The sequence below is a fragment of the Streptomyces sp. RKAG293 genome (assembly GCF_023701745.1).
In the GTDB taxonomy this organism is placed as follows: domain Bacteria; phylum Actinomycetota; class Actinomycetes; order Streptomycetales; family Streptomycetaceae; genus Actinacidiphila.
On record NZ_JAJOZB010000001.1, the window covers coordinates 4,382,324 to 4,407,911 of the forward strand.

The 25,588-nt window shown below is 72.2% G+C and carries 23 protein-coding genes and 3 tRNA genes; 12 read left to right on the forward strand and 14 right to left on the reverse strand.

Translation table 11 applies throughout. From position 1 onward, the window contains the following. The first annotated feature begins 117 nt into the window (after positions 1–117). The 7 genes from LNW72_RS19275 to LNW72_RS19305 all read left to right on the forward strand — a co-directional run bounded on the left by LNW72_RS19275 (position 118) and on the right by LNW72_RS19305 (position 4,326). Positions 118–189 (forward strand) — tRNA-Gly (locus LNW72_RS19275). A gap of 58 nt (positions 190–247) precedes the next feature. After that, positions 248–320, forward strand: a tRNA-Gly gene (locus LNW72_RS19280). A 165-nt stretch (positions 321–485) separates the two neighbouring features. Continuing rightward, a complete protein-coding gene (locus tag LNW72_RS19285; RefSeq protein WP_250976545.1) occupies positions 486–1,412 on the forward strand; it encodes an ABC transporter ATP-binding protein in 927 nt (308 codons plus the stop codon). Next, the gene (locus LNW72_RS19290; protein ID WP_250976546.1) at positions 1,409–2,272 is read left to right on the forward strand and encodes an ABC transporter permease; all 864 of its coding nucleotides are present in this window, start codon (positions 1,409–1,411) and stop codon (positions 2,270–2,272) included. The genes LNW72_RS19285 and LNW72_RS19290 overlap by 4 nt, the downstream gene beginning before the upstream one ends. Before the next feature lie 32 nt (positions 2,273–2,304). After that, on the forward strand, positions 2,305–3,579 hold the full coding sequence (locus tag LNW72_RS19295; protein WP_250980225.1) for a histidine kinase: 1,275 nt from the start codon (positions 2,305–2,307) through the stop codon (positions 3,577–3,579). After that, complete coding sequence (locus LNW72_RS19300; RefSeq protein WP_250976547.1) at positions 3,576–4,220, forward strand: response regulator transcription factor; 645 nt, start codon at positions 3,576–3,578, stop codon at positions 4,218–4,220. Before LNW72_RS19295 ends, LNW72_RS19300 begins: the two co-directional genes overlap by 4 nt. Before the next feature lie 33 nt (positions 4,221–4,253). Further along, positions 4,254–4,326, forward strand: a tRNA-Gly gene (locus LNW72_RS19305). A gap of 138 nt (positions 4,327–4,464) precedes the next feature. Here the strand turns inward: LNW72_RS19305 and LNW72_RS19310 are convergent. The 4 genes from LNW72_RS19310 to purD form a co-directional block, all read right to left on the reverse strand. Then, entirely contained in the window at positions 4,465–5,364 is a 900-nt protein-coding gene (locus LNW72_RS19310; protein WP_250976548.1) for a phosphoribosylaminoimidazolesuccinocarboxamide synthase, read from the reverse strand. 102 nt (positions 5,365–5,466) lie between these two features. After that, on the reverse strand, positions 5,467–7,005 hold the full coding sequence (locus LNW72_RS19315; RefSeq protein WP_250976549.1) for a N,N-dimethylformamidase beta subunit family domain-containing protein: 1,539 nt from the start codon (positions 7,003–7,005) through the stop codon (positions 5,467–5,469). Between the two features lie 173 nt (positions 7,006–7,178). Next, positions 7,179–8,903: a hypothetical protein gene (locus tag LNW72_RS19320; protein ID WP_250976550.1), complete on the reverse strand. Its 1,725-nt coding sequence runs from the start codon at positions 8,901–8,903 to the stop codon at positions 7,179–7,181. A gap of 229 nt (positions 8,904–9,132) precedes the next feature. Beyond that, positions 9,133–10,392, reverse strand: a complete 1,260-nt coding sequence (gene purD, locus LNW72_RS19325) for a phosphoribosylamine--glycine ligase (protein WP_250976551.1) — start codon at positions 10,390–10,392, stop codon at positions 9,133–9,135. A 208-nt stretch (positions 10,393–10,600) separates the two neighbouring features. On the opposite strand from purD, the gene LNW72_RS19330 reads away from it, so the two are divergent. Then, positions 10,601–11,344 carry an SLATT domain-containing protein gene (locus LNW72_RS19330; RefSeq protein ID WP_250976552.1) on the forward strand — a complete coding sequence of 248 codons (744 nt, stop codon included), beginning with the start codon at positions 10,601–10,603 and terminating at the stop codon, positions 11,342–11,344. Positions 11,345–11,395: 51 nt separating this feature from the next. Here LNW72_RS19330 and LNW72_RS19335 read toward each other — a convergent pair whose 3' ends face one another. The 3 genes from LNW72_RS19335 to LNW72_RS19345 form a co-directional block, all read right to left on the reverse strand. Continuing rightward, the gene (locus tag LNW72_RS19335) at positions 11,396–12,046 is read right to left on the reverse strand and encodes a hypothetical protein (RefSeq protein ID WP_138355838.1); all 651 of its coding nucleotides are present in this window, start codon (positions 12,044–12,046) and stop codon (positions 11,396–11,398) included. Between the two features lie 119 nt (positions 12,047–12,165). Next, positions 12,166–12,843: a GntR family transcriptional regulator gene (locus LNW72_RS19340; protein WP_250976553.1), complete on the reverse strand. Its 678-nt coding sequence runs from the start codon at positions 12,841–12,843 to the stop codon at positions 12,166–12,168. 214 nt (positions 12,844–13,057) lie between these two features. Then, entirely contained in the window at positions 13,058–14,428 is a 1,371-nt protein-coding gene (locus LNW72_RS19345; RefSeq protein WP_250976554.1) for an aspartate aminotransferase family protein, read from the reverse strand. A gap of 261 nt (positions 14,429–14,689) precedes the next feature. On the opposite strand from LNW72_RS19345, the gene LNW72_RS19350 reads away from it, so the two are divergent. Beyond that, a complete protein-coding gene (locus LNW72_RS19350; protein ID WP_250976555.1) occupies positions 14,690–16,372 on the forward strand; it encodes a serine/threonine-protein kinase in 1,683 nt (560 codons plus the stop codon). Between the two features lie 99 nt (positions 16,373–16,471). Here LNW72_RS19350 and LNW72_RS19355 read toward each other — a convergent pair whose 3' ends face one another. Further along, a complete protein-coding gene (locus tag LNW72_RS19355; RefSeq protein ID WP_250976556.1) occupies positions 16,472–17,755 on the reverse strand; it encodes an adenylosuccinate synthase in 1,284 nt (427 codons plus the stop codon). Positions 17,756–17,891: 136 nt separating this feature from the next. Between LNW72_RS19355 and LNW72_RS19360 the strand changes: the two genes are divergently transcribed. Continuing rightward, positions 17,892–18,734, forward strand: coding sequence for a diacylglycerol kinase family protein (locus tag LNW72_RS19360; protein ID WP_250976557.1), 843 nt, complete (start codon positions 17,892–17,894; stop codon positions 18,732–18,734). A gap of 34 nt (positions 18,735–18,768) precedes the next feature. Here the strand turns inward: LNW72_RS19360 and LNW72_RS19365 are convergent, their stop codons facing one another. The 5 genes from LNW72_RS19365 to LNW72_RS19385 form a co-directional block, all read right to left on the reverse strand. Further along, positions 18,769–20,022 carry a cytochrome P450 gene (locus LNW72_RS19365; protein WP_374117291.1) on the reverse strand — a complete coding sequence of 418 codons (1,254 nt, stop codon included), beginning with the start codon at positions 20,020–20,022 and terminating at the stop codon, positions 18,769–18,771. Between the two features lie 14 nt (positions 20,023–20,036). Continuing rightward, positions 20,037–20,876, reverse strand: a complete 840-nt coding sequence (locus LNW72_RS19370) for an MBL fold metallo-hydrolase (RefSeq protein WP_250976558.1) — start codon at positions 20,874–20,876, stop codon at positions 20,037–20,039. Then, positions 20,873–21,859, reverse strand: coding sequence for an NUDIX hydrolase (locus tag LNW72_RS19375; protein WP_250976559.1), 987 nt, complete (start codon positions 21,857–21,859; stop codon positions 20,873–20,875). Before LNW72_RS19375 ends, LNW72_RS19370 begins: the two co-directional genes overlap by 4 nt. A 100-nt stretch (positions 21,860–21,959) precedes the next feature. Continuing rightward, positions 21,960–22,421, reverse strand: coding sequence for a RidA family protein (locus LNW72_RS19380; protein ID WP_308401981.1), 462 nt, complete (start codon positions 22,419–22,421; stop codon positions 21,960–21,962). Continuing rightward, positions 22,418–22,579, reverse strand: coding sequence for a DUF4177 domain-containing protein (locus LNW72_RS19385; RefSeq protein WP_138358698.1), 162 nt, complete (start codon positions 22,577–22,579; stop codon positions 22,418–22,420). The genes LNW72_RS19380 and LNW72_RS19385 overlap by 4 nt, the downstream gene beginning before the upstream one ends. Before the next feature lie 139 nt (positions 22,580–22,718). Here LNW72_RS19385 and LNW72_RS19390 point away from each other — a divergent pair, with 139 nt between their 5' ends. After that, entirely contained in the window at positions 22,719–23,729 is a 1,011-nt protein-coding gene (locus tag LNW72_RS19390; RefSeq protein WP_250976560.1) for an ArsA-related P-loop ATPase, read from the forward strand. A gap of 87 nt (positions 23,730–23,816) precedes the next feature. Then, positions 23,817–25,115: an ArsA family ATPase gene (locus LNW72_RS19395; RefSeq protein ID WP_250976561.1), complete on the forward strand. Its 1,299-nt coding sequence runs from the start codon at positions 23,817–23,819 to the stop codon at positions 25,113–25,115. Here LNW72_RS19395 and LNW72_RS19400 read toward each other — a convergent pair. Next, the gene (locus tag LNW72_RS19400; RefSeq protein WP_138358704.1) at positions 25,097–25,429 is read right to left on the reverse strand and encodes a WhiB family transcriptional regulator; all 333 of its coding nucleotides are present in this window, start codon (positions 25,427–25,429) and stop codon (positions 25,097–25,099) included. The two genes, LNW72_RS19395 and LNW72_RS19400, sit on opposite strands and share 19 nt — an antisense overlap. Positions 25,430–25,588 lie beyond the last annotated feature (159 nt).

A 25,588-nucleotide genomic window follows, 5' to 3' on the forward strand; every position in this document is an offset into this window, starting at 1 on the left:
CGGCGGCCGTCCGTCCGTGATCTTGCGCCCTACCGACTGGACAGGCACCCCCTGTGTTCCGCTAGTGTTTGGAGCACGCCGAGGGCAGGGTCGAAAGACCAGGTCGTCGATAGTCACGCGGGTGTAGCTCAGTAGTAGAGCGCCCCCCTTCCAGGGGGGAGGCGCAGTGTGCGATCCCTGTCACCCGCTCTGACTGTTCTGACCGGTCCAATGGATCGGGTAGAGTAGTCCTGCGCAACAGCGCGGTGCGGACGTAGCTCAGTTGGTAGAGCGCAACCTTGCCAAGGTTGAGGTCGCCAGTTCGAACCTGGTCGTCCGCTCAGTTCAATGAAGTCCCCGGTCGGATCTCCGACCGGGGACTTCGTTGTTTCCGCCTTCTTCGCACCGGCGACACGGGCGCTTCACGCCCCCTTCATGACATTCGTCATCAATGCCGATGACAGCGCGCACTGACCGTACGTCCCGGCCGGCGGAACGCTGGATATATGGACACGTACAGCGGGGACACCCACGAGAAGGTGATCGATGTCGCCGGATTGCGCCGCCGATATGACGGTCAATTCGAGGCGGTACGCGGAGTGACGTTCACGGTGGCGCGCGGTGAGCTCTTCGCGCTGCTGGGGACCAACGGGGCGGGCAAGACCTCCACCGTCGAGGTGCTGGAGGGGCTGGCCAGACCGAGCGGCGGGCAGGTCAGGGTGCTGGGGCACGATCCCTACCGGGAGCGGGCGCTGGTGCGGCCGCGGATGGGCGTAATGCTCCAGGAGGGCGGGTTTCCCTCCGATCTGACGGTGGCCGAAACCGCCCGCATGTGGGCCGGCTGCACCAGCGGGGCCCGGCCGGTCGGCGAGGCGCTGGAGATGGTCGGCCTCGGCACCCGCCACAAGGTGCGCGTCAAACAGCTGTCGGGCGGTGAACGGCGGCGTCTGGACCTGTCGATGGCGCTGCTCGGCCGCCCCGAAGTGCTCTTCCTGGACGAGCCGACCACCGGGCTCGACGCGGAGGGCCGCCACGAGACCCAGCAACTGGTGCGCGAGCTGCGGGACCAGGGCACGACCGTCCTGCTCACCACGCACTACCTGGAGGAGGCCGAGGGCCTCGCCGACCGGCTGGCGATCATGCGCGACGGACAGATCGTCACGACCGGCACCCCCGCCGAGGTGACGGCGGCCCGGCCCGCCCGGATCCACTTCACCCTGCCGGAGGGCGTGACGCCGGACCGGCTGCCGCTGTCCGTCCCGTCAGCCGCCGACGGACGCCGGATCGAGGTGCGGACCGACCGGCTGCAGGAGGACCTGCTGGAACTGCTGACGTGGGCGCGCGACAGGGACGTACGGCTCCTCGGACTCGACGCGCGGCACGCATCGCTGGAAGAGGCGTTCATGGACATCGCGAAGGGGGACGCCCGATGAACACGGGGACGAGCACCGGGACAAGTACGGGAACGAGCACGGGGACGAGTACGGGGACGCCGGAGGGAACGGCCACGGTGCCCGCGGCGGGCGCGCGGACCGGGAGCCGTACGCGGCTGCTGGCGCTCGGCCGGGCCGAGCTCACCCTGCTGTGGCGCAACCGCACGGCGATGTACACCGCGGTGCTGCTGCCGATCGGCATGGTCTGGGCGCTGCGTTTCGTGGTCGCCACCGACGACCTCAAGGAGGCAGGGCTGACCCGCAACGCCCAGACGATGAGCGGCGGCATCGGCGTCATCCTGCTCCTCGTCGTCTACTACAACCTGGTGACCGCGTATGTGGCGCGGCGCGAGGAGCTGGTGCTCAAGCGGCTGCGGACCGGGGAACCGTCCGACCTGGAGATCCTGGCCGGGACGGCGCTCCCGGCGGCGGCCGTGGCGCTCGCGCAGTGCACGGCGCTGGTCGTGGCGGGGGCGGCGCTGCTGGACCTGCCGGCTCCCCGGCGGCCGGAACTGCTGGTCGCGGGCGTGCTGTTGGGGGTGCTGCTGCTGGCCGCGCTGGCCGCGGTCTCGACCGTCTTCACCCGGAGCGTGGAGGTGGCGCAGCTGACCACCATGCCGCTGCTGATGGTGTCGCTCATGGGGTCCGGGCTGTTCGTGCCGGTGGAGCTGCTGCCCGACCGGGTCGCCGACCTGTGCCGGTTCCTGCCCGTCACCCCCGTCACCGACCTCGTGCGGTTCGGCTGGCTGGGCGGCGCCGGGGCGGGCGAGATCCTGCGCACGCTGGGGCTCGCGGTGGCCTGGACCGCGCTCGCGGTGTTTGCTGTACGCCGGTGGTTCCGCTGGGAACCCCGTCGCTGACCGGACCCAGGAGGACGACCGTGCCGAAGGGGATGAGCGTGCCGAAGCTGACGGGATGGTGGGAGCGGCGCAGCGACCCGGCCCGCTTCGAGCTGTACACGCGCTGGTCGCTCTACTCCTTCGCGCTGATCGAGGTGTTCCTGGTCCTCGGCGCGGTCCAGCGCTCCGACAGCCCGACCGGTGCGCGCGTCGTCCTGTGGGCGCTGCTGGGGCAGGCCGTGCTGTGCGCGGTGCTGGTGTCCCGGGTGCTGGACTGGGCGCTGGGCCGGCGCGAGCGGCCGACCCGGCTGCTCGCCGCCGTCGGCGCCACGACGGCTCTCGCGGTGCTGGTCGTCGTGGTCCTGCGGGCCCGCGGCACCCTGCTCCCCGGGGGCGAAGCGGTCCAGATCGTCTCCGGCTTCACCGCCTTCGCGATCGGCCCCGCCGTGCTGAACATCCGCCGACCGCGCTGGATCCTGCTGCTCGTGGTGGGTACGGCCGCGCTGGTGGCGGCGTGCTCCGCGGCGGCGGGACTGCCGGGGGGCGAGACGGCCGGCTACGCCGTCGCGGTGGCGGCCGGGGGCGCCGCCATGGCGTTCACCTACCGCGGCTCCGCCTGGATCCTGGTCGTCGTGTGGGAGCTGGACCGGGCGCGGGAGGCCCAGTCGCGGCTGGCGGTCGCGGAGGAGCGGCTGCGGTTCGGACGGGATCTGCACGATGTGATGGGACGCAATCTCTCGGTGATCGCGCTCAAGAGCGAACTCGCCGTCCAACTCGCCCAGCGGGGGCGGCCCGAGGCCGTCGACCAGATGGTGGAGGTGCAGCGCATCGCGCGGGAGTCGCAGCGCGAGGTGCGCGAGGTCGTCCGCGGCTACCGGTCGGCGGACCTCCAGGTGGAGCTGGCGGGCGCGCTGTCGGTACTGCGGGCCGCGGGCGTCGACTGCCGGGCCGAGGGCGACGACGGGGCGACGCTGTCGCCCGCCGTCCAGTCCGTGATCGCCTGGGTGGTCCGCGAGGGCACCACCAACGTGCTGCGGCACGGGGACGCCCGCAGCTGCGTCATCCGGCTGCTGGTCGAGCCGGCCGGCTCGGCCGTACTGACCATGGAGAACGACGGGGCGGCGGCCGTCCCCGCCGCGGCCGCTCCGGCGGCGCCCGGGACCGGGCTGACCGGGCTGCGCGAGCGCGTCGGCGCACTGGGCGGCACGCTGACCGCGGAGCCGGGCGCGGGCGGGGTCTTCCGGCTGACGGCGTGCGTGCCGCTGCAACGCCGGGAAGCGCCCTCCGGCGCCGCCGTCGGTTCACAGAACAGGGAAGGCGCCGCATGACGCATCCGATCGGTACCGGTGAGGCCGGCGAGGCGCGCGTGCGTGTTCTGCTCGCCGACGACGAGCACCTCATCCGCGGCGCGCTCGCCGCGCTGCTGTCCTACGAGGACGACATCCTCGTCGTCGCCGAGGCCGCCTCCGGCCCCGAGGCGCTCGCGATGGCGCGGGCCCACCGGCCGGATGTCGCGGTCCTGGATCTGGAGATGCCGGGCGCCGACGGTGTGGCGGTCGCCACATCCCTGCGGGCCGAGCTGCCCGGTTGCCGGACCATGATCGTGACCGGTCACGGCCGTCCGGGGCACCTGAAGCGGGCCCTCACGGCGGGCGTCAGGGGCTTCGTTCCCAAGACCGTCTCGGCGCAGCGGCTGGCCGAGATCATCCGCACCGTGCACGCCGGAGGCCGTTACGTGGACCCGGAGTTGGCGGCCGACGCGATCAGCGCCGGGGACTCCCCGCTGACCGTCCGCGAGGCGGAAGTCCTCGATCTGGCGGCTGCCGGCGCGCCCATCGCGGAGATCGCCCGGAGGGCCGCGCTGTCCCAGGGAACGGTGCGCAACTACCTCTCCTCGGCCGCCACGAAACTGTCCGCGGAGAACCGTCATGAGGCCGCGCGCATCGCACGGGAGCGTGGTTGGGTATAGTGGCTCTCGCGCAATGCACACAGCACGCGTGACGCGGACGTAGCTCAGTTGGTAGAGCGCAACCTTGCCAAGGTTGAGGTCGCCAGTTCGAACCTGGTCGTCCGCTCAGCAGAACGAAGGCCCCGGTGGATTTCTCCACCGGGGCCTTCGTCGTACGTGGATTTCGTCGTACGCGGCCTTCGTCGTACGGGGTTGCCCGGGTGCCCGGCCGCGGGGTGCGCGGCCGGGTGCCCTTCGTGGCGAGCTAGGACCAGGTCGTGCCGGTGAGGCGCTCGTAGGCCTCGATGTACTTGGCGCGGGACTGCTCGATGATGTCGGCGGGCAGCGGCGGCGGGGGCAGTTCGCTGTTCTTGTCCCAGCCGGAGGCGGGGGACGTCAGCCAGTCGCGGATGAACTGCTTGTCGAAGGACGGCTGGGTCCGGCCGGGCTTCCACTGGTCGGCCGGCCAGAAGCGCGAGGAGTCCGGGGTGAGCACCTCGTCGCCGATGACGAGCTCGTCACCGTCGAAGCCGAACTCGAACTTGGTGTCCGCCAGGATGATGCCGCGGTCCCGGGCGACATCGCGGGCCCGGCCGTAGACCGCGAGGGTCGTCTGGCGCAGCAGCGCCGCGGTCTCGGCGCCGACCTGACGGGCCGCCTCCTCGTAGGAGACGTTCTCGTCGTGCTCACCGACCTCGGCCTTGGTGGCGGGCGTGAAGATCGGCGCGGGCAGCTCCGAGCCGTCGACGAGGCCCTCGGGCAGCGCGAGGCCGCAGACCGTGCGGTGTTCGTCGTACTCGACGAGGCCGGATCCTGCGAGGTAGCCGCGGGCCACGCACTCGACCGGGATCATCCGCAGCGACTTGCAGACCATGGTGCGGCCGGCCCAGTCGGCGGGGGCGCCGGCCGGGACGTCGGTGGAGATGACGTGGTTGGGCACCAGGTCGGCGAGCTGGTCGAACCACCACAGCGACAGCTGGGTGAGGATCCGGCCCTTGTCGGGAACCTCGGTGGGCACCACCCAGTCGTACACGGACGTACGGTCGCTGGCCACCATCACCAGTTCACCGGCCGCGTTCTGGTACAGGTCGCGGACCTTACCGGTGTGCAGGTGCACCAGTCCCGGCACCTGGACGGGTACGGGTTTCTCAACGAATCCGGACATGGGTCCTCCCCACTCGGCGGCTCAGCTCCCGATTCTCCCGCACGAGGGAGGGTGCGACCCGACGGGGTCCTGCCGACCGGGCCGGCCGGAACCCATCGGAACCTAATCGTGCTTGCAGATCCGGTCCAGGAGATTGGCCGTGGCGCGCTGGATCCGGGGGTCCACATAGTGCGGACGGTCCAGCGCCGGGGACCAGGCGAAGGTGCCGGAGGCGAAGACATAGGCGCCGCTCGGCGCCCGGTACAGCGAGGTCTCCTGATGGCGGCGGCGGCCGTCGGCGTCCTCGTACGGCGAGTGCGCGAGCAGGATCCGGTCGGTGGACTCGGGCAGCGCGGTGCGCGGGAAGTAGCGGTCCGCCTCACCCGCGACCAGGCCCTCGATCTCGTCCCCCTCGGCCGCGCCGGTCGCCTCCCACAGCCAGTGGTCGGCGTTGCGGACGACGAGCGGGGCGGGTTCGGGGACGCGGCCGGCGTACTGCACGCCCAGCAGCAGCTGTTCCGGCTCGCCCAGGTCCCGCCACAGGGCGCTGCGGCCGCGGGCGTCGCCGCGGCGCTTGCGGCAGGTCAGCAGCCGGTCGGGCTCGCCGGCCGGGGAGGGGCCCAGTTCGACCTGCCAGTACATGGAGTTGGCGGAGAGGAACACCAGCGAGGTGCCGCCGTCCCTGGCGGCCTCGGCGGCGCGGCGCATCGGGACCGACCAGTACTCGTCGTGCCCGGGGAAGACCAGGCCGCGGTACCGGGACGGGTCGACGCGGCCGGCGTGCAGATCGCGGGCGTCCGCGTAGGCCAGGTCGTAGCCGTACCGCTCGGCCCAGCGGATGAAGTCGTAGGCGTGGCCGACGTGCAGCGGCAGGCCCGCGCCCGCGTAGGGGCGGTCGAAGGAGACCGTGGCGGGCGCCTCCTCCTCACCGAGCAGCCGGCCTTCGGGGTCCCACGCGTGATAGAGGCTGGCGCCGGTCCTGCCGTCCTCCGGGTACAGGTTGTACGCCTGCCAGGTGACGTCGGGCATCAGCAGCAGCAGATCCGCGTCGAGCGCCGGGGCGTGCGGCGGCTCCTTGGTCGGGTACCGGCGCGGGGTCGGCGGGCGCTCGTCACGGACGGTGAACGGGATATGGCTGCGGTACCCGTCGGCGGTGGTGAGCACCGCCACATACGCGCCGGTCTTCCAGTACCCCGGCACCTGCAGCCGCCAGGACTGCCACCAGTGATGACAGGAGACGGTGCGGCCGGCGGCGAGCGGGGCCGACTGGACGATGCCGGAGAGCCGCGGGCTGGCCGTCATGTGGCACGCGCCGTCACCGCCGTAGTGGCCGATGCGGTAGATGTCGACGGTGAACTGCTGGGGCGGGTCCACGGTCACCCGGAAGTCGATGGCGGCGCCCGGGGCGACCGCGCCGGCCGACGCGAAGCCCTTGACCTGGCAGCGCACGTCATCGGCGGTGCGCGGGCCCGGTACGTGCGGGCGGGCCGGTGCCTCGCCGCGGCTCACCGAAAGGTCGACGTACCAGGGGACCACGTTCCCCTCGTCGTCCAGATACTGCTCGGCACCGCGCAGCCACGGCAACGGGCCCTGTCCGAACGGGTCGGTCACCCCATGCGCGAGCGCTCCCGACTGCCAGCGCCGGATCTGCTCCGTCCCCACGGGTGCCCCCCTTCTTCGTCACGCCCCCGGGCCGAGTCCGATGTCCCACGCGTCCGCACCCAGCACATCACATAACGCACTCTCCTGGTTACTGTTCGTGGCGAATAATCGGAACAGTTTCGCTCCGAGTGGGGCAGAAACTGTCATCCGGCGAGTGCGGCGTGGCCCCTGTGTCAGACGAGGCGGACGGGCTTCTCCAGCCGGACGCCGACCGCGGTGAGCCAGGAGCGCAGCGGCGCCGCGTCACCGTTCTCCACGAGGCGCAGCACCGGCCACGCGAGGTCGGCCCGGCGGGAGCCGTTGACGAGCAGGGCCGGTCCGTCCAGCCAGTCGAGACCGGCCGCCGCGCCCGCGGTGTCGACGGCGGCGCAGCAGACCATCGCGGTGACGTGTTCGGTGAGCAGCTCGCGGCCGGTGCGGGGCGGGAGCAGTTGGTAGACCGGGGCGAGGGAGGTACCCGTGGCGGGGCCGCGGTTGGCGTCGCGGGCCGCTTCCTCACGGGCGACATGGCCGGTGATCCGGGCCGCCAGCTCCTCGCTGCCGCCCCGGGAGAGCCGGTCGATCACCCGGGCGATGGTGGCCCGGCCGGGCTCGTCGGGAAGGTCCACCGAGCCGGCCACGGCCGCCTGGCGGGCGGCCTGGCCGCCCATCAGCAGCCCGGCGCCGGCGCGGCTCTCCGCGGTGTGCTCGGCGGTCTGCACGGTGATGACCGCGGGGCGGTCGCGCTCGGGGCGCGGTACGGCGCTGCCCGGCTCGTCCAGCACCCTGATCAGCAGGGCGGCCTCGGAACGCCATATGCGGTCCACGACCTCCTCGGGGTACGAGTCCCAGTCGACCGGCGACCAGTCGGGGCCGTGGCCCTCGGGGCCGCCGTGGAAGAGCCGGGCGGCCAGCAGGGAGGCCGCCTCGTCGACCGTGCCGGGCTCTTCGAGCAGGTCACAGGCGGGGCGCTCGCCCAGCCGGGACTCGAAGCCCTCGGCCAGCCGGTCGCGGCGGGACAGATCGGTGAGCGCGGCCACCACTCCGGCGTCGAGCCGGGACGGCCAGCGGCCCATCCGCCAGGCGGGCAGCGCGACCCGCGTCAGCAGCCGGTCCCAGCCCGCGTAGGCGAGGCCGACCTGCTCCTGGGCGACGATCCGCAGCCCGTAGTCCACCGCCTGGGCGCGCTCCGAGGCGGACGCGGCCACCCCGCGCTCCATCTCGGCGGCATGCGCCCGGCAGCCGCGCAGCAGCAGCCGCGCGACCCAGCCGAGGAAGGCGTACGCGGGCCGCAGGAGACCGCGGGAACGCGCCGAGGCGACGCCGGCGGCGGCGTCCAGACCCCGGATGAAGCGGCGGGCCGCGGCTATGTCCGGGTCGGCGGACGGTCCGGTGCCGGCCACGACGGGGGCGAGCAGGGCGCGCAGCTCGGCGACCCGCATCCACCACATGAAGGGCGAGCCGATCACCAGCACCGGCGCGGCCGGCTCCCGGCGGCGGCCCCAGCGGCCCGCGCCCGCTCCGTCCGGGCGGCGGTCCTCCAGCCAGCTGTCGCAGTCCGGAGTGAGCTCTATCGAGGAAGGTGTGGGGACCTGGAGGCGGACCGCGAGGTCATGGACCATCCGGTACAGGTCGGGGGCCGACGATTCGGCGACCGGGACCGTCGGGCTGACCGCGGGGCGGGCCCGGACGACGACGGCGGCGACGGCGCCCGCGAGCACCAGCACCACCAGCGCTCCGCCGACCACCGACCAGCGCAGCGCGTCCCAGCTGTCGCCGATCCGTCCGGTGGCGCCGCCCACGAGCAGGACGACGGCGGCAGCGGCGGGCAGCAGCGCCACCGCGAGCGCGGTACTGCGGATCCGCAGCACCGCGAGCGCACGGGAGCGTGCGACTCCCTCACCTGTTTCTCCGGCCATCGGGCGGCTCACCCCCGTCTCACTGTCAGGACCGCCGTCGGCGGCTTACCCCCACTGTCGCACCGCCCACGGACATCGCAATGTCTGTACGGCTAGTTGCCGCACAGCACCACGCCGTCCGGCAGTGCGCTTCCGGGGCACAGTAGTTGGGGACCGCTGCCACGTCAGCCGGATGGAGAAGCCATCACTCCTTGGGGTGGCTTTGGGCAAAGCCACCCCAAGGGCTGATTCAGGACTGGCCGGTTCCCGCCGCCTTGGCCGCGATGTCGGTCCGGTGGTGCGAGCCGTCGAGCCCCACCCGGGCGACCGCGCGGTACGCCCGTTCCCGGGCTTTGGCCAGGTCGGAGCCGGTGGCGGTGACGGACAGCACCCGGCCGCCCGCGCTCACCACCCGGCCCTCGTCGTCGATCCTGGTGCCGGCGTGCAGCACATACGCGTGCTCGTCCTGCTCCACGACGTCCGCCAGACCGGTGATCGGGTCACCGGTGCGCGGGGTGTCCGGATAGTTGTACGAGGCGATGACGACGGTCACGGCCGCGCCCTCGCTCCAGCGCAGCGGCTCCACCTCGGAGAGGCGGCCCGTCGCGGCGGCCCGCAGCAGACCGGCCAGCGGGGTCTTGAGGCGCGCGAGGACGACCTGGGTCTCGGGGTCGCCGAAGCGCGCGTTGAACTCGATCACGCGCACCCCGCGCGAGGTCATCGCCAGCCCCGCGTAGAGCAGCCCGGCGAACGGGGTGCCGCGGCGGCGCAGCTCGTCCACGGTGGGCTGCAGGACGGTCCGCTCGACCTCGTCGACCAGCTTGGGGTCGGCCCACGGGAGCGGGGAGTACGCGCCCATGCCGCCGGTGTTGGGGCCCTCGTCGGCGTCCAGCGCGCGCTTGAAGTCCTGGGCGGGCTGCAGCGGGACGACCGTCACACCGTCGGTGACGGCGAACAGCGAGACCTCGGGGCCGTCGAGGAACTCCTCGATGACGACGCGGTCGCAGGCCAGCGCGTGCGCGCGGGCGGTGGCGAGGTCATCGGTGACGACGACGCCCTTGCCCGCGGCCAGACCGTCGTCCTTGACGACGTACGGGGCGCCGAAGGCGTCCAGCGCCACGTCGATCTGCTCGGCGGTGGTGCAGACGTACGAGCGGGCGGTGGGCACCCCCGCGCCGGCCATGACCTCCTTGGCGAACGCCTTGGAGCCTTCCAGCTGAGCGGCTTCCGCGGACGGGCCGAAGCAGTCGATACCGCGGGCCCGGACCGCGTCGGCGACGCCCGCCACCAGCGGGGCCTCCGGACCGACGATCACGAAGTCCGCGCCGATCGATACGGCGAGGTCGGCGACGGCGGCGCCGTCGAGGGCGTCGACCGGGTGCAGCTCGGCGACCTCCGCGATCCCGGCGTTGCCGGGGGCGCAGTGCAGCGAGGTGACATCGGGGTCGAGGGACAGTGAGCGGCACAGGGCGTGTTCGCGGGCGCCGCCGCCGATGACAAGGACCTTCACGTGCCCAAGGGTAGTGGCCCCGTGCGGAGCCCCGTGCCGCGCGTGGCGGCTCACTCTTTCGAGTGGGACGGATGTTCGGCCCATACCTGACCACGCGGCCTTTAAGGGATGAAATCCAAAAATCCTTCCCCCATGGTCAGCCGTTCGGCGGTAAGAAGGGAGCTTCGTCGTGTCGGAAGACGAGCGCCGGAATGCGAGGGAGCGCGCAGTGAGCCAGCCGGACATGTATCCCGAGGAGGCTCCCCGGGAGGAGCCCGTTCAACGGGCTCTGCATAGCCAGGAGGACCTGCGGGCACTGCCTTTTCCGCTCGGCGACTGGGGCGAGCCCGCCGAACGCCTGGAGGAGCTCTACCGCTGGGCCGAGTCCGGGGCGCTGAACACCACCGACTGGTACCTCGCCGACCGCGTCTGGAAGCGGCACGGGGCGCGCGGGCTGCGGCTGGCCACCGCGTTCTTCGGGACCGTGGGCGCGGGGCTGCCGCTGATCGAGCTGACCGGGACCGCGGCAGGCGCCGCGCGCTGGGGTTACGTGGCGCTGCTCCTCGCCGCGGCCTGTTTCGGGATCGACCGCTGCTTCGGGCTGACGTCCGGCTGGATGCGGGACGTCGCCACCGCGCAGGCGGTGCAGCGGCGGCTGGAGGCGCTGCGCTTCGACTGGGCGTCGGAGAGCGTCCGGGAGGTGCTGGGCCCCACCGAGGGCACGGCGGCCGAGGCGGCCGAACGCTGTCTGGCGGTGCTGCGCCGGTTCTGCGAGGACGTCTCCGACCTGGTCAGGATGGAGACGGCGGACTGGATGACGGAGTTCGGGACGCGCACCGCCCCGCTGCGCGCGCAGGCCACGGTGCCGTGGGCCGCGCGCACCGAGGGCGTGCCCGCCGGCCGCTTCCCGATGGCACCCGGCGGCCGTCCGAACATGCCGCGCCAGCGGCCCCCGGAGGGCCCGGCCCGCTGAGCGGCCAGCGGCCCTTCCGTCAGCTGAGGGACGCCTCGGCCGGAGCCCACCTCAGCTGAAGACCACCATCGAGCCCTGCGCCAGCGAGCGGGTCGCCGCCGCGTGCAGGCCGAGCCAGACGTGCCGTTCGCGGGCGAACGGGCTGGGATCGTACGACGGCGGGGCGGCCGGCTCCTCCAGTCCGGTGGGCCGGTCCGGCGGGGCCGGGGCCTGCGGCGGGTTCGCCGCGTCGATGCCGATCGCCGCCGCGACGGACGCGAGATCGCGCAGCAGGCCATGACTCGAACCCAGCGGGCCGCCGCCTTCGAGGAGTTCGTCGTTGACGACCGGGTGCGGGAAGTCCAGCGGCACGTACGCGCCCGCGTGGTCGTAGTGCCAGACGAGGTGCGACTGCTGTGCGGTCGCCTCGAACATCTCCAGCAACTGCTCGTAGTCGCCGCCGAGCGCGTCGACCGGGGTGACCTCCAGGCCCTGCAGGTTCAACAGGAAGGCCCGGCGCAGGAAATGCAGGGCGTCGTAGTCGAAGCCGGCGACCGGGCCGACGTCACCGGACAGCCCCGGCATGTAGGTGTGGACGGGCACCGGCGGCAGGCCCGCGTCGTTCAAGGCCTTGTCGTAGCGGGCCAGTTCCTCGGAGAAAGGGTTTTCCGGGCTGTGGCAGAGCACGTCCACGAGGGGAACCAGCCACAAGTCGCAGGCCACAGGCGCTCCAAGTCGTCTATGCGATCGTCGGGCCAGCGTAGTGCGAGGCGCGGTCGGCGTCAGGAGGTGGAACCCTTCCGGCTCTCCCGAAGGGTCGTTCGCGCGGTCGCCCGCTGTCGCTATCGCGGGGCCAGCTTCGCCATCAGGGCGAGGGCGTGCTCGTTGTAGTCGGCGACGATACGGCGTGCCGCGGGCAGATCGCGGTCCCGGACGGCGTCGACGAGTTCGACGTGGTCCGACCAGCAGACGCCCGCGAGCATCGGGTGGGCGCGCAGATACGGGATCGAGTACATCCAGGTCTGGGTGCGGATCCGGTCGAGGAATTCGCAAATGTGCGGATTGCCCGACAATGCTGCGACTTCGCGCCAGAAGCGGATGTCACAGCCGATGAGGACGTCGAGCATCCCGGAACGCGCGGCCCGCGCCGCGGCCTCGCCCCGGCGGCGCACCGACGCGAGGACATCGGCCGGCACTTCGCGCAGCTGGTCGCCCTCGATGCGCCGGAAGATCCCCTCGGTCACCAGGTTGCGGGCCTCGACCATGGAGACGAAGTCGTCGGGGCCGAACCGCCGCACCTGGAAGCCGCGGTGCTGCTCGACGTCGAGCAGGCCCTGCGCGGCCAGGTCGACCAGCGCCTCACGGACGGGCGTGGCGGAGACGCCGTACAGCTCCGCTATCTCCTTGACGGTGAAGTCCCGCCCGGCCGGGAGCCGGCCGGTGAGCACCTCGTCGCGGAGTGCGTCGGCGATCTGCTGCCGCAGGCTGTTGCGCTTCACCGGTGTGGTGTCCGCAAGCACTGCCGCCTCCTCGCCCGAACGTACGTTTCACTCCGATTACTCCGCACACGATAGGCGAAGGTTCGGAAATCAACCGCACGTCCGGGGAGGGAAGCGTGTGGGGGTTATGTGCATTTCGCGATGGGCGACCCGGTGTTGACGGCCGGCGGGGGCCGACGTGGAGGTCCGGCGGGCGGGCGGCGGGCGGTCGCCGGGCCGTCACCGGGGGCAAGCGCTATCCGTTGACGGCGTACCGGTCGGTCACCGACAGCGCCTCGTCCAGCGCCGCCAGACCCTCCTTGGCCTCGGCCTCGGTCACCGTGCACGGCGGAACGACATGTGTGCGGTTCATGTTGACGAAGGGCCACAGACCGCCCTTCTTGCACGCCGCCGCGAACTCGGCCATCGGCGCGTTGTCCGCGCCGGCCGCGTTGTACGGCACCAGCGGCTCGTGCGTCGCCTTGTCCTTGACGAGGTCCAGGGCCCAGAAGACACCCAGGCCGCGCACCTCGCCGACCGAGGGGTGCCGGGCGGCGATGTCGCGCAGCGCCGGGCCGATGACCCGCTCGCCGATGTCGGCGGCGTTCTCCACGATCCGCTCCTCGCGCATCGCGTTGATGGTCGCGACGGCCGAGGCACAGGCCAGCGGGTGCCCGGAGTACGTCAGGCCGCCCGGGTAGGCGCGGGTGGCGAAGGTCGCGGCGATCTCCGGGGAGATGGCGACGCCGCCGAGCGGCACATAGCCGGAGTTGACGCCCTTGGCGAAGGTCAGCAGGTCCGGGACGACGCCCCAGTGGTCGGCGGCGAACCACGCGCCGGTGCGGCCGAAGCCGGACATGACCTCGTCGAGGATGAAGACGATCCCGTACCGGTCGCAGATCTCCCGGACGCCGGCGAGGTAGCCGGCCGGCGGCACCAGGATGCCCGCGGTGCCGACCACCGACTCCAGGATGATCGCGGCGACCGACTGCGGGCCCTCGAACGCGACGAGCTGCTCCAGGTGCTCCAGCGCGCGCTCGCACTCCTGCTCCTCGCTCGTCGCGTGGAACTGCGAGCGGTACAGGTACGGGCCCCAGAAGTGCACGACGCCCGCCGAGGCGGTGTCCGACGGCCAGCGGCGCGGGTCCCCGGTGAGGTTGATCGCGGTGGAGGTGGCGCCGTGGTACGAGCGGTAGGCGCTGAACACCTTGTGCCGGCCGGTGTGCAGCCGGGCCATGCGGACGGCGTTCTCGACCGCCTCGGCGCCGCCGTTGGTGAAGAAGACCTGGTTCAGGTCGCCGGGGGTGACCTCGGCGATCAGCCGGGCCGCCTCGGACCGGACGTCGACGGCGAAGCCCGGCGCGATGGTGCAGAGCCTGCCGGCCTGCTCCTGGATCGCGGCGACGACCTTCGGGTGCTGATGGCCGATGTTGGTGTTCACCAGCTGGGAGGAGAAGTCCAGATAGCGGTTGCCGTCGTAGTCCCAGAAGTACGAGCCCTCGGCCCCGGCCACGGCCAGCGGATCGATGACCGCCTGCGCGGACCACGAGTGGAAGACGTGCGCCCGGTCGGCGGCCTTGACGGCGGCTCCGGTCTCGGGATCGGCGACGGCGAAAGGAGGGGTCATGCGCTCCAGGCTAAGGATCCCCGCCGGTCAGGGACACGGTCACCTTGTATGGCACACGCCACGTTCCCCGACAGGCTGTCACGGGATCCGGTCCCACGGCGCTCCCGAAGGGGTCCCGGAAGAGGTCCTGGAAGAGGGTCCCGGGCACCCGGTGCGGGCGCCTGCCGGGCCCCGGCCGCCCGCCCCACGGGGCCCCCTCGAACGGTCAGACTATTCTTCGGCTACGGGTCGGCCGGAAGGCCGGGAGGAGGCACGGGGGGCATGGAAGAACTCAGGGCCGGCGATCCGCAGTGGATCGGCGCGTACCGGCTGCTGGGCCGGCTCGGCACCGGCGGCATGGGACGGGTCTTCCTGGCCCGTTCGGAACGCGGCCGGACCGTCGCGGTGAAGCTGGTGCGGGCCGAGCTGGCCGCCCAGGACGAGTTCAGGACCCGCTTCCGGCAGGAGGTCCAGGCCGCCCGCCGGGTCGGCGGCGCGTGGACGGCGCCGGTCCTCGACGCCGACACCGAGACCGAGATCCCCTGGGTCGCCACCGGCTACATCGCCGGGCCGACGCTGCAGCACGTCATCGCCAAGGAGTACGGCCCGCTGCCGGAGCGTTCGGTCTGGGTGCTGGCGGCCGGGCTGGCCCACGCGCTCAAGGACATCCACGCCGCCGGGCTCGTGCACCGCGATCTGAAGCCCTCGAATGTCATGATCACCATCGATGGCCCACGGGTCATCGACTTCGGCATCGCCCGCGCCCTGGAGACCGTCACCGGCGGAGTGACGAGCACCGGCGCGCTGGTCGGCTCGCCGGGCTTCATGTCGCCCGAGCAGGTGCGCGGCGACCGGGTCACCCCGGCCTGCGACGTCTTCTGTCTGGGCTCGGTGCTGGCGTACGCGGCGACCGGGAAGCAGCCGTTCGGCGCCGCGAGCAGCGGGGTGCACGCCCAGATGTTCCGGATCGCGCAGGAGCCGCCGGACCTGGACGAGCTGCCCGGCGCGCTGCGCGAGCTGGTCGCGGAGTGCCTGGTCAAGGAGGCCGATCAGCGGCCGGACCTGGACGCGGTGCTGGAGCGGATCGCCGCCCACCCGGCGGAGGACGGCAGGACCTGGCTGCCCAGCGCCATCGTCGCGCAACTCGGCCGGCACGCCGTGCGGCTGCTGGAGGCCGAGAACCCGCACGACGGGGGTTCCGCCCCGGCGGCTCCGGCCGCGCGGCCCGGCCCCGAGCCGGACCCCGGCTCCGCTCCCCTCCCGACCCCGGCCCCGGCCCCGGCCTCTGCCGCGTCGCAGCCGCTGCCCGCCCGGCCGACCGCGGTCGACCCGGCCCCTCCGGCGCCGAACCCGTACGCGTCCGGCGGCTACGGCTACCCGCAGGCCGGCTACGGGACCCCGCCGGGATACCCGGCCCCGCCGCCGCGCCGGCGACGGCAGGGTGTGCTGATCGCCGTCGCGGTGGCGGTCGCGGTGCTCGCGGGCGCCGGGGCGGCCGTCGTCGCGCTCGACTTCGGCACGGGGAAGAGCAACAGCACGGACAACCAGGGCCTCGGCGGCGATCCCAGGACGGGCACCCCGTCCGGCTCCGGTACGCCGCGGAACTCGCCCTCCACCGAGGAGACCGCCTCCACCGCGCCCGGCGAGGTACCCGAACGGCTCGTCGGCACCTGGCAGGCGGGGTTCGACAGCAACGGCACCAACACCCGCACGCTGACGATCCGACGGGACGGCACCGTCACCCTGGCCGGCACCGGAAGCACCTATCAGTGCGAGTGGACGATGCACATGACGTCGGCCGGTCCGCCGCTGGCGCTGAGCCCCTCGCTCCTGACCAGTGCGGTACCCGCCACCTCCTGCAACCCGGGGCTGTCCTCGACGCTCACCGCGATCGACGACTCCCATCTGCTGCGCGACTCCCGCGAGCCGGGCAAGGCGCCGCTCACCTACACGAAGATCGACTGACCGCACGGGAGCACAGAACGACAGAACGCGGCGCGCCCCGGTGGTCCTGCCACCGGGGCGCGCCGCGTCGTCGCCGTCTGCCTGACCGGCCGCCGTCCGTCAGAGGAACGAGTTGATCTCGATCGTCTCGGTACGGCCGGGACCCACGCCGATCGCGGAGATCGGCGCGCCCGACATCTCCTCGAGCGCCTTGACGTACGCCCGCGCGTTCTTCGGCAGGTCGTCGAAGGTCTGCGCCTTCGTGATGTCCTCGGACCAGCCGGGGAGCATCTCGTAGATCGGCTTCGCGTGGTGGAAGTCGCTCTGGTTGTAGGGCAGCTCCTCGACGCGCTTGCCGTCGATCTCGTAGGCCACACAGACCGGGATCTGCTCCCAGCCGGTGAGGATGTCGAGCTTGGTGAGGAAGAAGTCCGTCAGGCCGTTGACACGGGTCGCGTACCGCGCGATGACCGCGTCGAACCAGCCGCAGCGACGGTCGCGGCCGGTGGTGACCCCGCGCTCGTGGCCGATGACCCGCAGCTTCTCGCCGTCCTCGTCGAACAGCTCGGTCGGGAACGGACCGGCGCCGACTCGCGTCGTATAGGCCTTGAGGATGCCGATCACGCGGCTGATCTTCGTCGGGCCGATGCCGGAGCCCGTGCAGGCACCGCCGGCGGTCGGGTTCGACGAGGTGACGAAGGGATAGGTGCCGTGGTCGACGTCGAGCAGAGTGCCCTGGCCGCCCTCCATCAACACGACCTTGCCCTCGTCCAGCGCCTTGTTCAGAATCAGACCGGTGTCGGCGACGAAGTCCTTGATCTGCTCCGCGTAGCCGAGGTACTCCTCGACGACCTGGTCGACGCTGATCGCACGCCGGTTGAAGAGCTTGACCAGGAGCTGGTTCTTCTCGTGGAGTGCGGCCTCCACCTTCTGGTGCAGGATCGACTCGTCGAAGAGGTCCTGAACACGGATCCCGACGCGGTTGATCTTGTCGGCGTAGGCCGGGCCGATACCGCGCCCGGTCGTACCGATCTTGCGGCTGCCGAGGAACCGCTCCGTCACCTTGTCGATGGTCTGGTGATACGGAGTGATCAGATGGGCGTTACCGCTGATCAGCAGCTTGGACGTATCGACGCCGCGGTCGTTCAGTCCGCTCAGCTCGGAGAGCAGGACCGCCGGGTCCACGACGACACCGTTACCAATGACCGGGGTACACCCCGGCGACAGGATTCCGGAGGGGAGGAGATGCAGTGCGTACTTCTGGTCGCCGACGACGACCGTGTGGCCGGCATTGTTGCCGCCCTGGTAACGCACGACATAGTCCACGGAGCCACCGAGCAGGTCAGTGGCCTTCCCCTTGCCTTCGTCACCCCACTGAGCACCGAGCAGCACAAGTGCGGGCACAGGCGTACACCCCTTCCGGGCGGGGCATGTCCAACGTGCAGAGAGCCGTCGAACCGGTGCCCCGGAATAGACCAAGCCCCTGACGCAACGGCGCAAGGGGCTCTTGCACCGAGATTTTACCTGAGGAAGGACCAAGGTGTCGGCTCAGCCACCTGACGGGCGTCAATTGCTCGTGGTCATCGACCCCGCCGCACGTGCCGTCGACGGCGAATCCGTCCGCATCGCGAAGGATGTCCTGTGTGCGGGCGCGTCCTCCGTAAAAATCGCTCTCCCGGATTCGGCCGAAGAGGTGGCCCGGGTGCTCTCCCATCGCGGCCGGCGCCGTCCGGTGGTGCTGGGCGACGACCGGACCCTGCTGCGGGCGGTGCGGGCACTGCACCATGAGCGGGCACTCGGCGAGGCCCCGCTGGCCCTGGTGCCGATCGGGCCGCGCTCCTCGCTCGCCCGGGCGCTGGGCGTGCCGGGCCAGGTGCTGCCCGCGGCGCGGGCGGTGCTGGACGGCATGGACCGCGAGCTGGACCTGCTGGTCGACGACAGCGGCGGCATCGTGCTGGGCACCCTGCGGATCCCCTCCGACGGCGCGGGATCGTCGTCCCACTGGTGGTCGCCGGTGGAGAGGACTGCGCGCTCCCTGGTCAGGACGCTGACGATGCCGGCGCCGTCGAACGGGCACGGGCCGGGACACACCCACGGGCACGCGCCGCGCCAGCGGCTGCGGATCGAGGCGGACGGGGTGGTGCTGGTGGACCTGGACCAACCCGTCCACGAGGTGTCGTTCCGGACGGTGCACCCCGGACTCATCGAGGTCCGGGTGAGCCATCCCGACAGCGCGGAACCGCTCTGTGTGGAGGCCGTGACCGTCACCGTCTCGGGCCGGGACTTCCGCTACCGCGCGGATTCCGCCCTGGCCGGACCGGTCAGGACCCGCACCTGGACGGTCCAGCCGGGCGCCTGGCGGCTCACCGTGCCCCGCGCCTGAAACGAGACGGAGATCACGTCGGCAGCCGGGCGCGTCACCAGCTGACGAGCAGTTCCTCCAGGCCCCGGATGACGTAGCCGGGCTTCCAGCGCGGTTCGGCGGCCGGCCGCAGGCCCGGCGCACGGCTCAGCAGCGTGCCGAAGGACGCGGCGAGTTCGATTCGGGCCAGCGGCGCGCCCAGGCAGTAGTGGATACCGGCGCCGAAGGTGACATGCCGGTTGTCGGCCGCCGGGCGGCGCAGGTCCAGCCGGCTGGGGTCGGGGAAGCGCGACGGGTCGCGGTTGGCGGACCCGAAGAGCAGCGCGACCTCGGAACCCCGCGGGATCACCGTGTCGCCGACCTGGATGTCGTCCAGCACCCAGCGTTCGAACATCTGCAGCGGGGTGTCGTACCGCAGCAGTTCCTCGATGGCGTCGCGGAGCAGCCCGGGTTCGGCGCGGAGCAGTTCGAGCTGATCAGGATGACGGAAGAGGGTGAACCAGCCGTTCGCGGTGGTGTTCACCGTCGCCTCGTGCCCGGCGTTGAGCAGCAGCACGCAGGTGGAGACCATCTCCTGCTCGCTGAGCGTGTCCCCGTCCTCGTACGCGGCGATCAGGGCGCTGATCAGGTCCTCGCCCGGTGCGCGCCGGCGCTCGGCGATCAGCCCCCGCAGATACTCCGAGAACTCCTCGCTCGCCCGCACGGCCCGGCGCGCGGTCTCCTCGTCCGGGTTCAGCTCGTACATCCCGCAGATGTCCGCCGACCAGGGCCGCAGCGGCTGCCGGTCGCCGGGCGGGATGCCGAGCATCTCCGCGATGACCGCGACGGGCAGCGGCTCGGCGACCCGGGCCAGCAGGTCACCGCCGCCGTCCGCCCGCAGACCGTCGACCAGCTCGTCGGCCAGCCGTTGCACGGTCGGCGCGAGCCGCTCGACGGTGCGCGGGGTGAACGCCTTCGCGACCAGCCGGCGGATCCGCGTGTGGTCGGGGGCCTCCAGGTCCAGCAGGCCGTTGTCGTTGAGTACGTGGAACGGCTCGTGCCCGGCCGGCGGCGCCTCGCGGCCGAACTCCTCGTGGGTGAAGCGGTGCAGATACGTGCGCCCCAGCCGGCGGTCGCGCAGCAGCGCGCTCACATCGTCGTAGTGCGGGATCAGCCACTGCCGGGTGGGCTCGTACCAGTGCGCGCGGCCCGCGGCGCGCAGCGCCTCGTACGCCGGATAGGGGTCCGCGACGAACGCGGCGGACCACGGGTCGAACTCCTTCGCCGCCGGGCCGGACGCCGCGTGGCCGCTCATCGGTCGATCCGTCATCCGTCGATCCGTCATCAGTAGGTCCACCGGTCCTCGATCAGCCCGTGCTCGCGCAGATAGTCCAGCTGCGCCCGCACCGACAGCTCCGCCGCCGGCCACAGCGACCGGTCGACGTCGTAGTAGACGTGCGCGACCACCTGGGCGGGCGTCAGGCAGCCCGCCTCCACGGCGGTCTCCACCTGCGCCAGCCGGCTCGCGCGGTGCGCGAGGTAGTACTCGACGGCGCCGCGCGCGTCCGTCAGCACCGGGCCGTGTCCTGGCAGCACCGTGTCGACGCCGTCCATCGTCATGGCCTGCAGCCGGCGCAGGGAGTCGAGGTAGTCGCCGAGCCGGCCGTCCGGGTGCACCACGATCGTCGTGCCGCGCCCCAGCACCGTGTCACCGGTCAGGACGGCGCCGTCGGCCGGCAGATGGAAGGAGAGCGAATCCGCGGTGTGGCCGGGCGTGGAAACGACGCGCAGTTCCAGCCCGCCGGTGGTGATGACGTCGCCCGCCGCCAACCCCTCCTCGCCCAGCCGCAGCGCCGGGTCGAGCGCCCGGACCTTCGTCCCCGTCAGTTCCGCGAAGCGGGCGGCGCCCTCCGCGTGGTCCGGGTGGCCGTGGGTGAGGAGCGTCAGCGCGACGCGCTTGCCGGCCGCCTCCGCGGTCGCGACGACGTTGCGCAGATGCGCGTCGTCGAGCGGGCCCGGGTCGATGACGACCGCGAGTTCTGAACCCGGCTCGGACAGCAGCCAGGTGTTCGTGCCGTCCAGGGTCATCGGCGACGGATTCGGGGCCAGGACGCAGACGGCACGTGCCGTCGCGGGGCCGCCGACCGTCGGCTGCGGCCTGCCGGGCAGGATCGCCGACGTCATTCAGCAGCTCCTTGCGACGAGATGGGTCCTTGCTCGGGTCCCTGGTCGGATCCTTGCCCGGGTTCTTGCCCGGGTTCTTGCCCGGATCCTTGCTGGGGTCCTTGCGGAATGTGCTTGGTGAACTCCTCGTGCCCCGGCCAGCTCAGCACGATCCGGCCCTCCTCGAGCACCGCCCGCGCCAGCACCGGCGTCAGGTCCCGGCCGGCCGCGCCCGCCAGGGCCGCCTTCACCGAGTCGTACGGGAGCAGCGCGCGCAGCGTCGCGATGGTCGGCGGCATCATCACCATCTCGCCGCGCCGGTAGCCCTCCACGGCCTCGGCCGGGCGCAGCCACACCGTGTGGTCGGCCTCGCCCGAGACGTCCAGGGTGCGCTGCCCGGCCGGCATCATCGCGACGAAGAACCAGGTGTCGTACCGGCGCTCCTCGAACTCCGGGGTGATCCAGCGCGCCCACGGGCCGAGCAGATCGGAGCGCAGCACCAGCTCGCGCCGGGCCAGGAAGTCCGCGAACGACAGCTCCCGGCTGACCAGCGCCTCCCGGTCGGCCTCCCAGCTCTCACCGGTGGTGTCCGCCACGACGCTGTCGCCGTCGGGCCCGGCCAGCAGGACGCCCGACTCCTCGAACGTCTCCCGCACCGCCGCGCACACCACCGCCTGCGCCGACACCGGGTCCACGCCGAGGGCGGCCGACCACTGCGCGAGCGACGGGCCGGCCCACCGGACCGGCTTCTCGTCCCGCGGGTCGACCCCACCGCCCGGATACGCGTACGCGCCCCCGGCGAAAGCCATGGAGGCGCGTCTGCGCAGCAGGTGGACGGCCGGGCCGCCTCTCGCACCGTCCGGGCTGTCCCGCAGGAGCAGTACCGTCGCGGCCCTGCGCGGGGTCACGGGGGTCAGATCCCCGTTCGCCAGCGCCCGGATCCGGTCCGGCCAGGAGGCCGGGAACCACTGTCCGTCACTCGTGCCGCCGCTGCTCGTGGTCATGGGCGGGATCGTACGGCCTGCCGCCCTGATGTTCGAGGGTGAGTCCTCGCCGTGCGGGTCCGTCTCCGCGGCCGGGCACCCGGCCCGGCCTGCGGAGAGCTCAGACCAGCTCGACCTGGATCTCGACCTCGACCGGGGCGTCCAGCGGCAGCACGGCCACGCCGACGGCGCTGCGCGCGTGCACGCCCTTCTCGCCGAGCACCTCGCCGAGGAGCTCGCTCGCACCGTTGATCACGGCCGGCTGCCCGGTGAAGTCCGTCGCCGAGGCGACGAAACCGACGACCTTCACGACCCGCTTGATGCGGTCCAGGTCACCGACGACCGACTTGACCGCCGCGAGCGCGTTCAGCGCGCACGTACGGGCCAGGCCCTTGGCCTCCTCCGGCGTCACCTCGGCGCCGACCTTGCCGGTCACCGTCAGCTTGCCGTCCACCATCGGCAGCTGGCCGGAGGTGTACACGTACACGCCCGACTGCACGGCCGGCTGGTACGAGGCCAGCGGCGGCACCACGGCGGGCAGCGTCATCCCGAGCGAGGCGATCCTGTCCTCGACCGCGCTCACGCCTGCTTCTCCCGCTTGAAGTAGGCCACCAACTGTTCCGCGTTGTTCCCATTGGGTACGACCTGGACCAGCTCCCAGCCGTCCTCGCCCCACGTGTCCAGAATCTGCTTCGTCGCGTGCACAAGAAGCGGCACGGTCGCGTATTCCCACTTAGCCATGGAGCCGACTGTAACGCCTGCTCCCACCCGCCCCGGCCAGCACCCGCCAGCGCCGCCCGGCGAGGTCCGGCCGGGAGATAGAGGCCACACCTGGGCAGTGGACTGCTTGGGCCGAAGGCCGAGTGGTTACGCTCGAAGTGTGAGCCCTCAACAGTCCACCCCCACCAGGCTCCATATCGTCACGGGCAAGGGCGGCACCGGTAAGACCACGGTCGCCGCCGCCCTGGCGCTCGCTCTCGCCGCCGAAGGCCGCCGCACGCTGCTGGTCGAGGTCGAGGGGCGGCAGGGCATCGCCCAGGTCTTCGAGACCGGAGCGCTGCCCTACGAGGAGCGGAAGATCGCCGTCGCGCCCGGCGGCGGCGAGGTGCGCGCGCTCGCCATCGACCCCGAGCTCGCGCTGCTGGACTACCTGGACATGTTCTACAAACTCGGCCGCGCGGGCCGCGCCCTCAAGAAGCTCGGCGCGATCGACTTCGCGACGACCGTCGCCCCCGGCCTGCGGGACGTCCTGCTGACCGGCAAGGCGTGCGAGGCCGTGCGCCGCAAGGACAACGCGGGCTGGCGGGCGTACGACGCGGTCGTCATGGACGCCCCGCCGACCGGCCGCATCACCCGCTTCCTCAACGTCAACGACGAGGTCGCCGGACTGGCCAAGATCGGGCCGATATACAACCAGGCGCAGGCCGTCATGCGGGTGCTGAAGTCCACCGAGACCGCGGTGCACCTGGTGACGCTGCTGGAGGAGATGCCGGTCCAGGAGACCGTGGACGGCGTCGCGGAACTGCGGGCGGCCGGGCTCCCGGTGGGGGCCGTCGTGGTCAACATGCTGCGCCCGGTGCTGCTGGACGACGCGGACCTCGAATCGGCCGCCAACGGCCGGCGCACCGCCGTCGCCAAGGCGCTGTCCCAGGCGGGCCTGGGCGGTGCCCGCAAGGGCGGGCAGGCGGAGCGGCTCGTCGACCCGCTGCTCGCGCAGGCCCACGAACACGCCCAGCGCGTCCTGCTGGAACGCCGTGAGCGCGCCGAGATCGCCACCCTCGGCCTGCCGACGTACGAACTGGAACTGCGCGGCGAGGGCGTCGACCTCGGCGGCCTCTACCGGCTGGCCGACAGCCTGCGCAAGCAGGGAATGACGGGCGGGGAGAGCTGACATGGGTATGCGCCGGCGGGGAGAACTGACATGGGTACGGCCCGCGGGGAGAACCGACATGCGGATGCGCCGGCGGGGAGAGCTGACATGAGCCTGGAGAATCCGGGGGATCTGGAGAGTCCGGTGCTGGCGATCGACCCGCTCCTCGACGATCCCAAGACCCGCATCATCGTCTGCTGCGGCTCCGGCGGAGTCGGCAAGACCACGACCGCCGCCGCGCTGGGCGTGCGCGCCGCGGAACGCGGCCGCAAGGCCGTCGTGCTGACCATCGACCCGGCCCGCCGGCTCGCCCAGTCGATGGGCCTCTCCGAGCTGGACAACACACCGCGCCCGGTCACCGACATCGACGAGTCCGCGGGCGGCACGCTGCACGCGATGATGCTCGACATGAAGCGGACCTTCGACGAGGTCGTGCTCCAGCACTCGGACCCCGAGCGGGCCCGCGCGATCCTCGACAACCCCTTCTACCAGTCCCTGTCGGCCGGCTTCGCGGGCACCCAGGAGTACATGGCGATGGAGAAGCTGGGGCAGCTGCGCGCGCTGGACGCCTGGGACCTGATCATCGTCGACACCCCGCCGAGCCGGTCCGCACTGGACTTCCTGGACGCCCCGCAGCGCCTCGGATCGTTCCTGGACGGGAAGTTCATCAAGCTGCTGATGGCGCCCGCGAAGGTCGGCGGCCGGGCCGGGATGAAGTTCCTCAATGTCGGCATGTCGATGATGACGGGCGTCCTGAGCAAGGTGATGGGCGCGCATCTGCTGGGTGACGTGCAGACCTTCATCGCCGCCATGGACACCATGTTCGGCGGCTTCCGCAAGCGCGCGGACGCCACGTACAAGCTGTTGCAGGCCCCCGGGACGGCGTTCCTCGTGGTGGCCGCGCCTGAGCGGGACGCGCTGCGCGAGGCCGCGTACTTCGTCGAGCGGCTGGCCGCCGAGCGCATGCCGCTGGCCGGCCTGGTGCTGAACCGGGTGCACGGCAGCGGAGCCCCGCAGCTCACGGCGGAGCGGGCGCTGGCCGCCGCCCAGGCGCTCGAGGAGCCGCGGGAAAATCTTGTGGACGGCGGCATTGTGGATCGTGAGGCCGGGAAGGCTGACATCGTTGCCGACGGGACCGACGACGGGACGGACCCGAAGAATCCGGCCGAAGCGGCCGACGACATGACGATTCCGCCCGAGCAGAGGCTTGCCGCCGGGCTGCTGCGGCTGCACGCCGAGCGCATGCGCGTGGTCGCGCGCGAACGCCGCACCCGGGACCGTTTCGTCTCCGTGCACCCTGAGGTGCCGATGGTCGACGTAGCGGCCCTACCGGGCGACGTGCACGATCTGGACGGCTTGCGCTCGATCGGCGAACGGCTTGCCGGGGATCACCCCGCGGCGGCGTAGTCGTCCTCTTCGTCCAGCGGCAGGATGCCGGTGCTCCGCTCGTACTCGGTACGGGCGGTCTCGAGCAGCCTGCGCCACGAGGTCACCGTCGGGCGCCGCCGCAGCAGTGCCCTGCGCTCGCGTTCCGTCATCCCGCCCCACACACCGAACTCGACCCGGTTGTCGAGCGCGTCCGCCAGGCACTCGGTCCGCACCGGGCATCCGGTGCACACCGCCTTGGCCCTGTTCTGGGCCGCTCCCTGGACGAAAAGCTCGTCCGGATCAGTCGTCTTGCACGCTGCCTGCGTGCTCCAGTCGGTTACCCAGCTACTCATGCTGGCGCCGTCCTCTCCCGAATCGAGGCTCCCCCACGGCGGCAACCGGCATATTCACCGTTGCCAGTTGAGGACGTTACGGAAGGTAGGCGTGACGCAACAGCCCTTTCAGGCCCAATCTTCGATGGCCCGAATGGACTATGGGTGCGCGGCAGATCA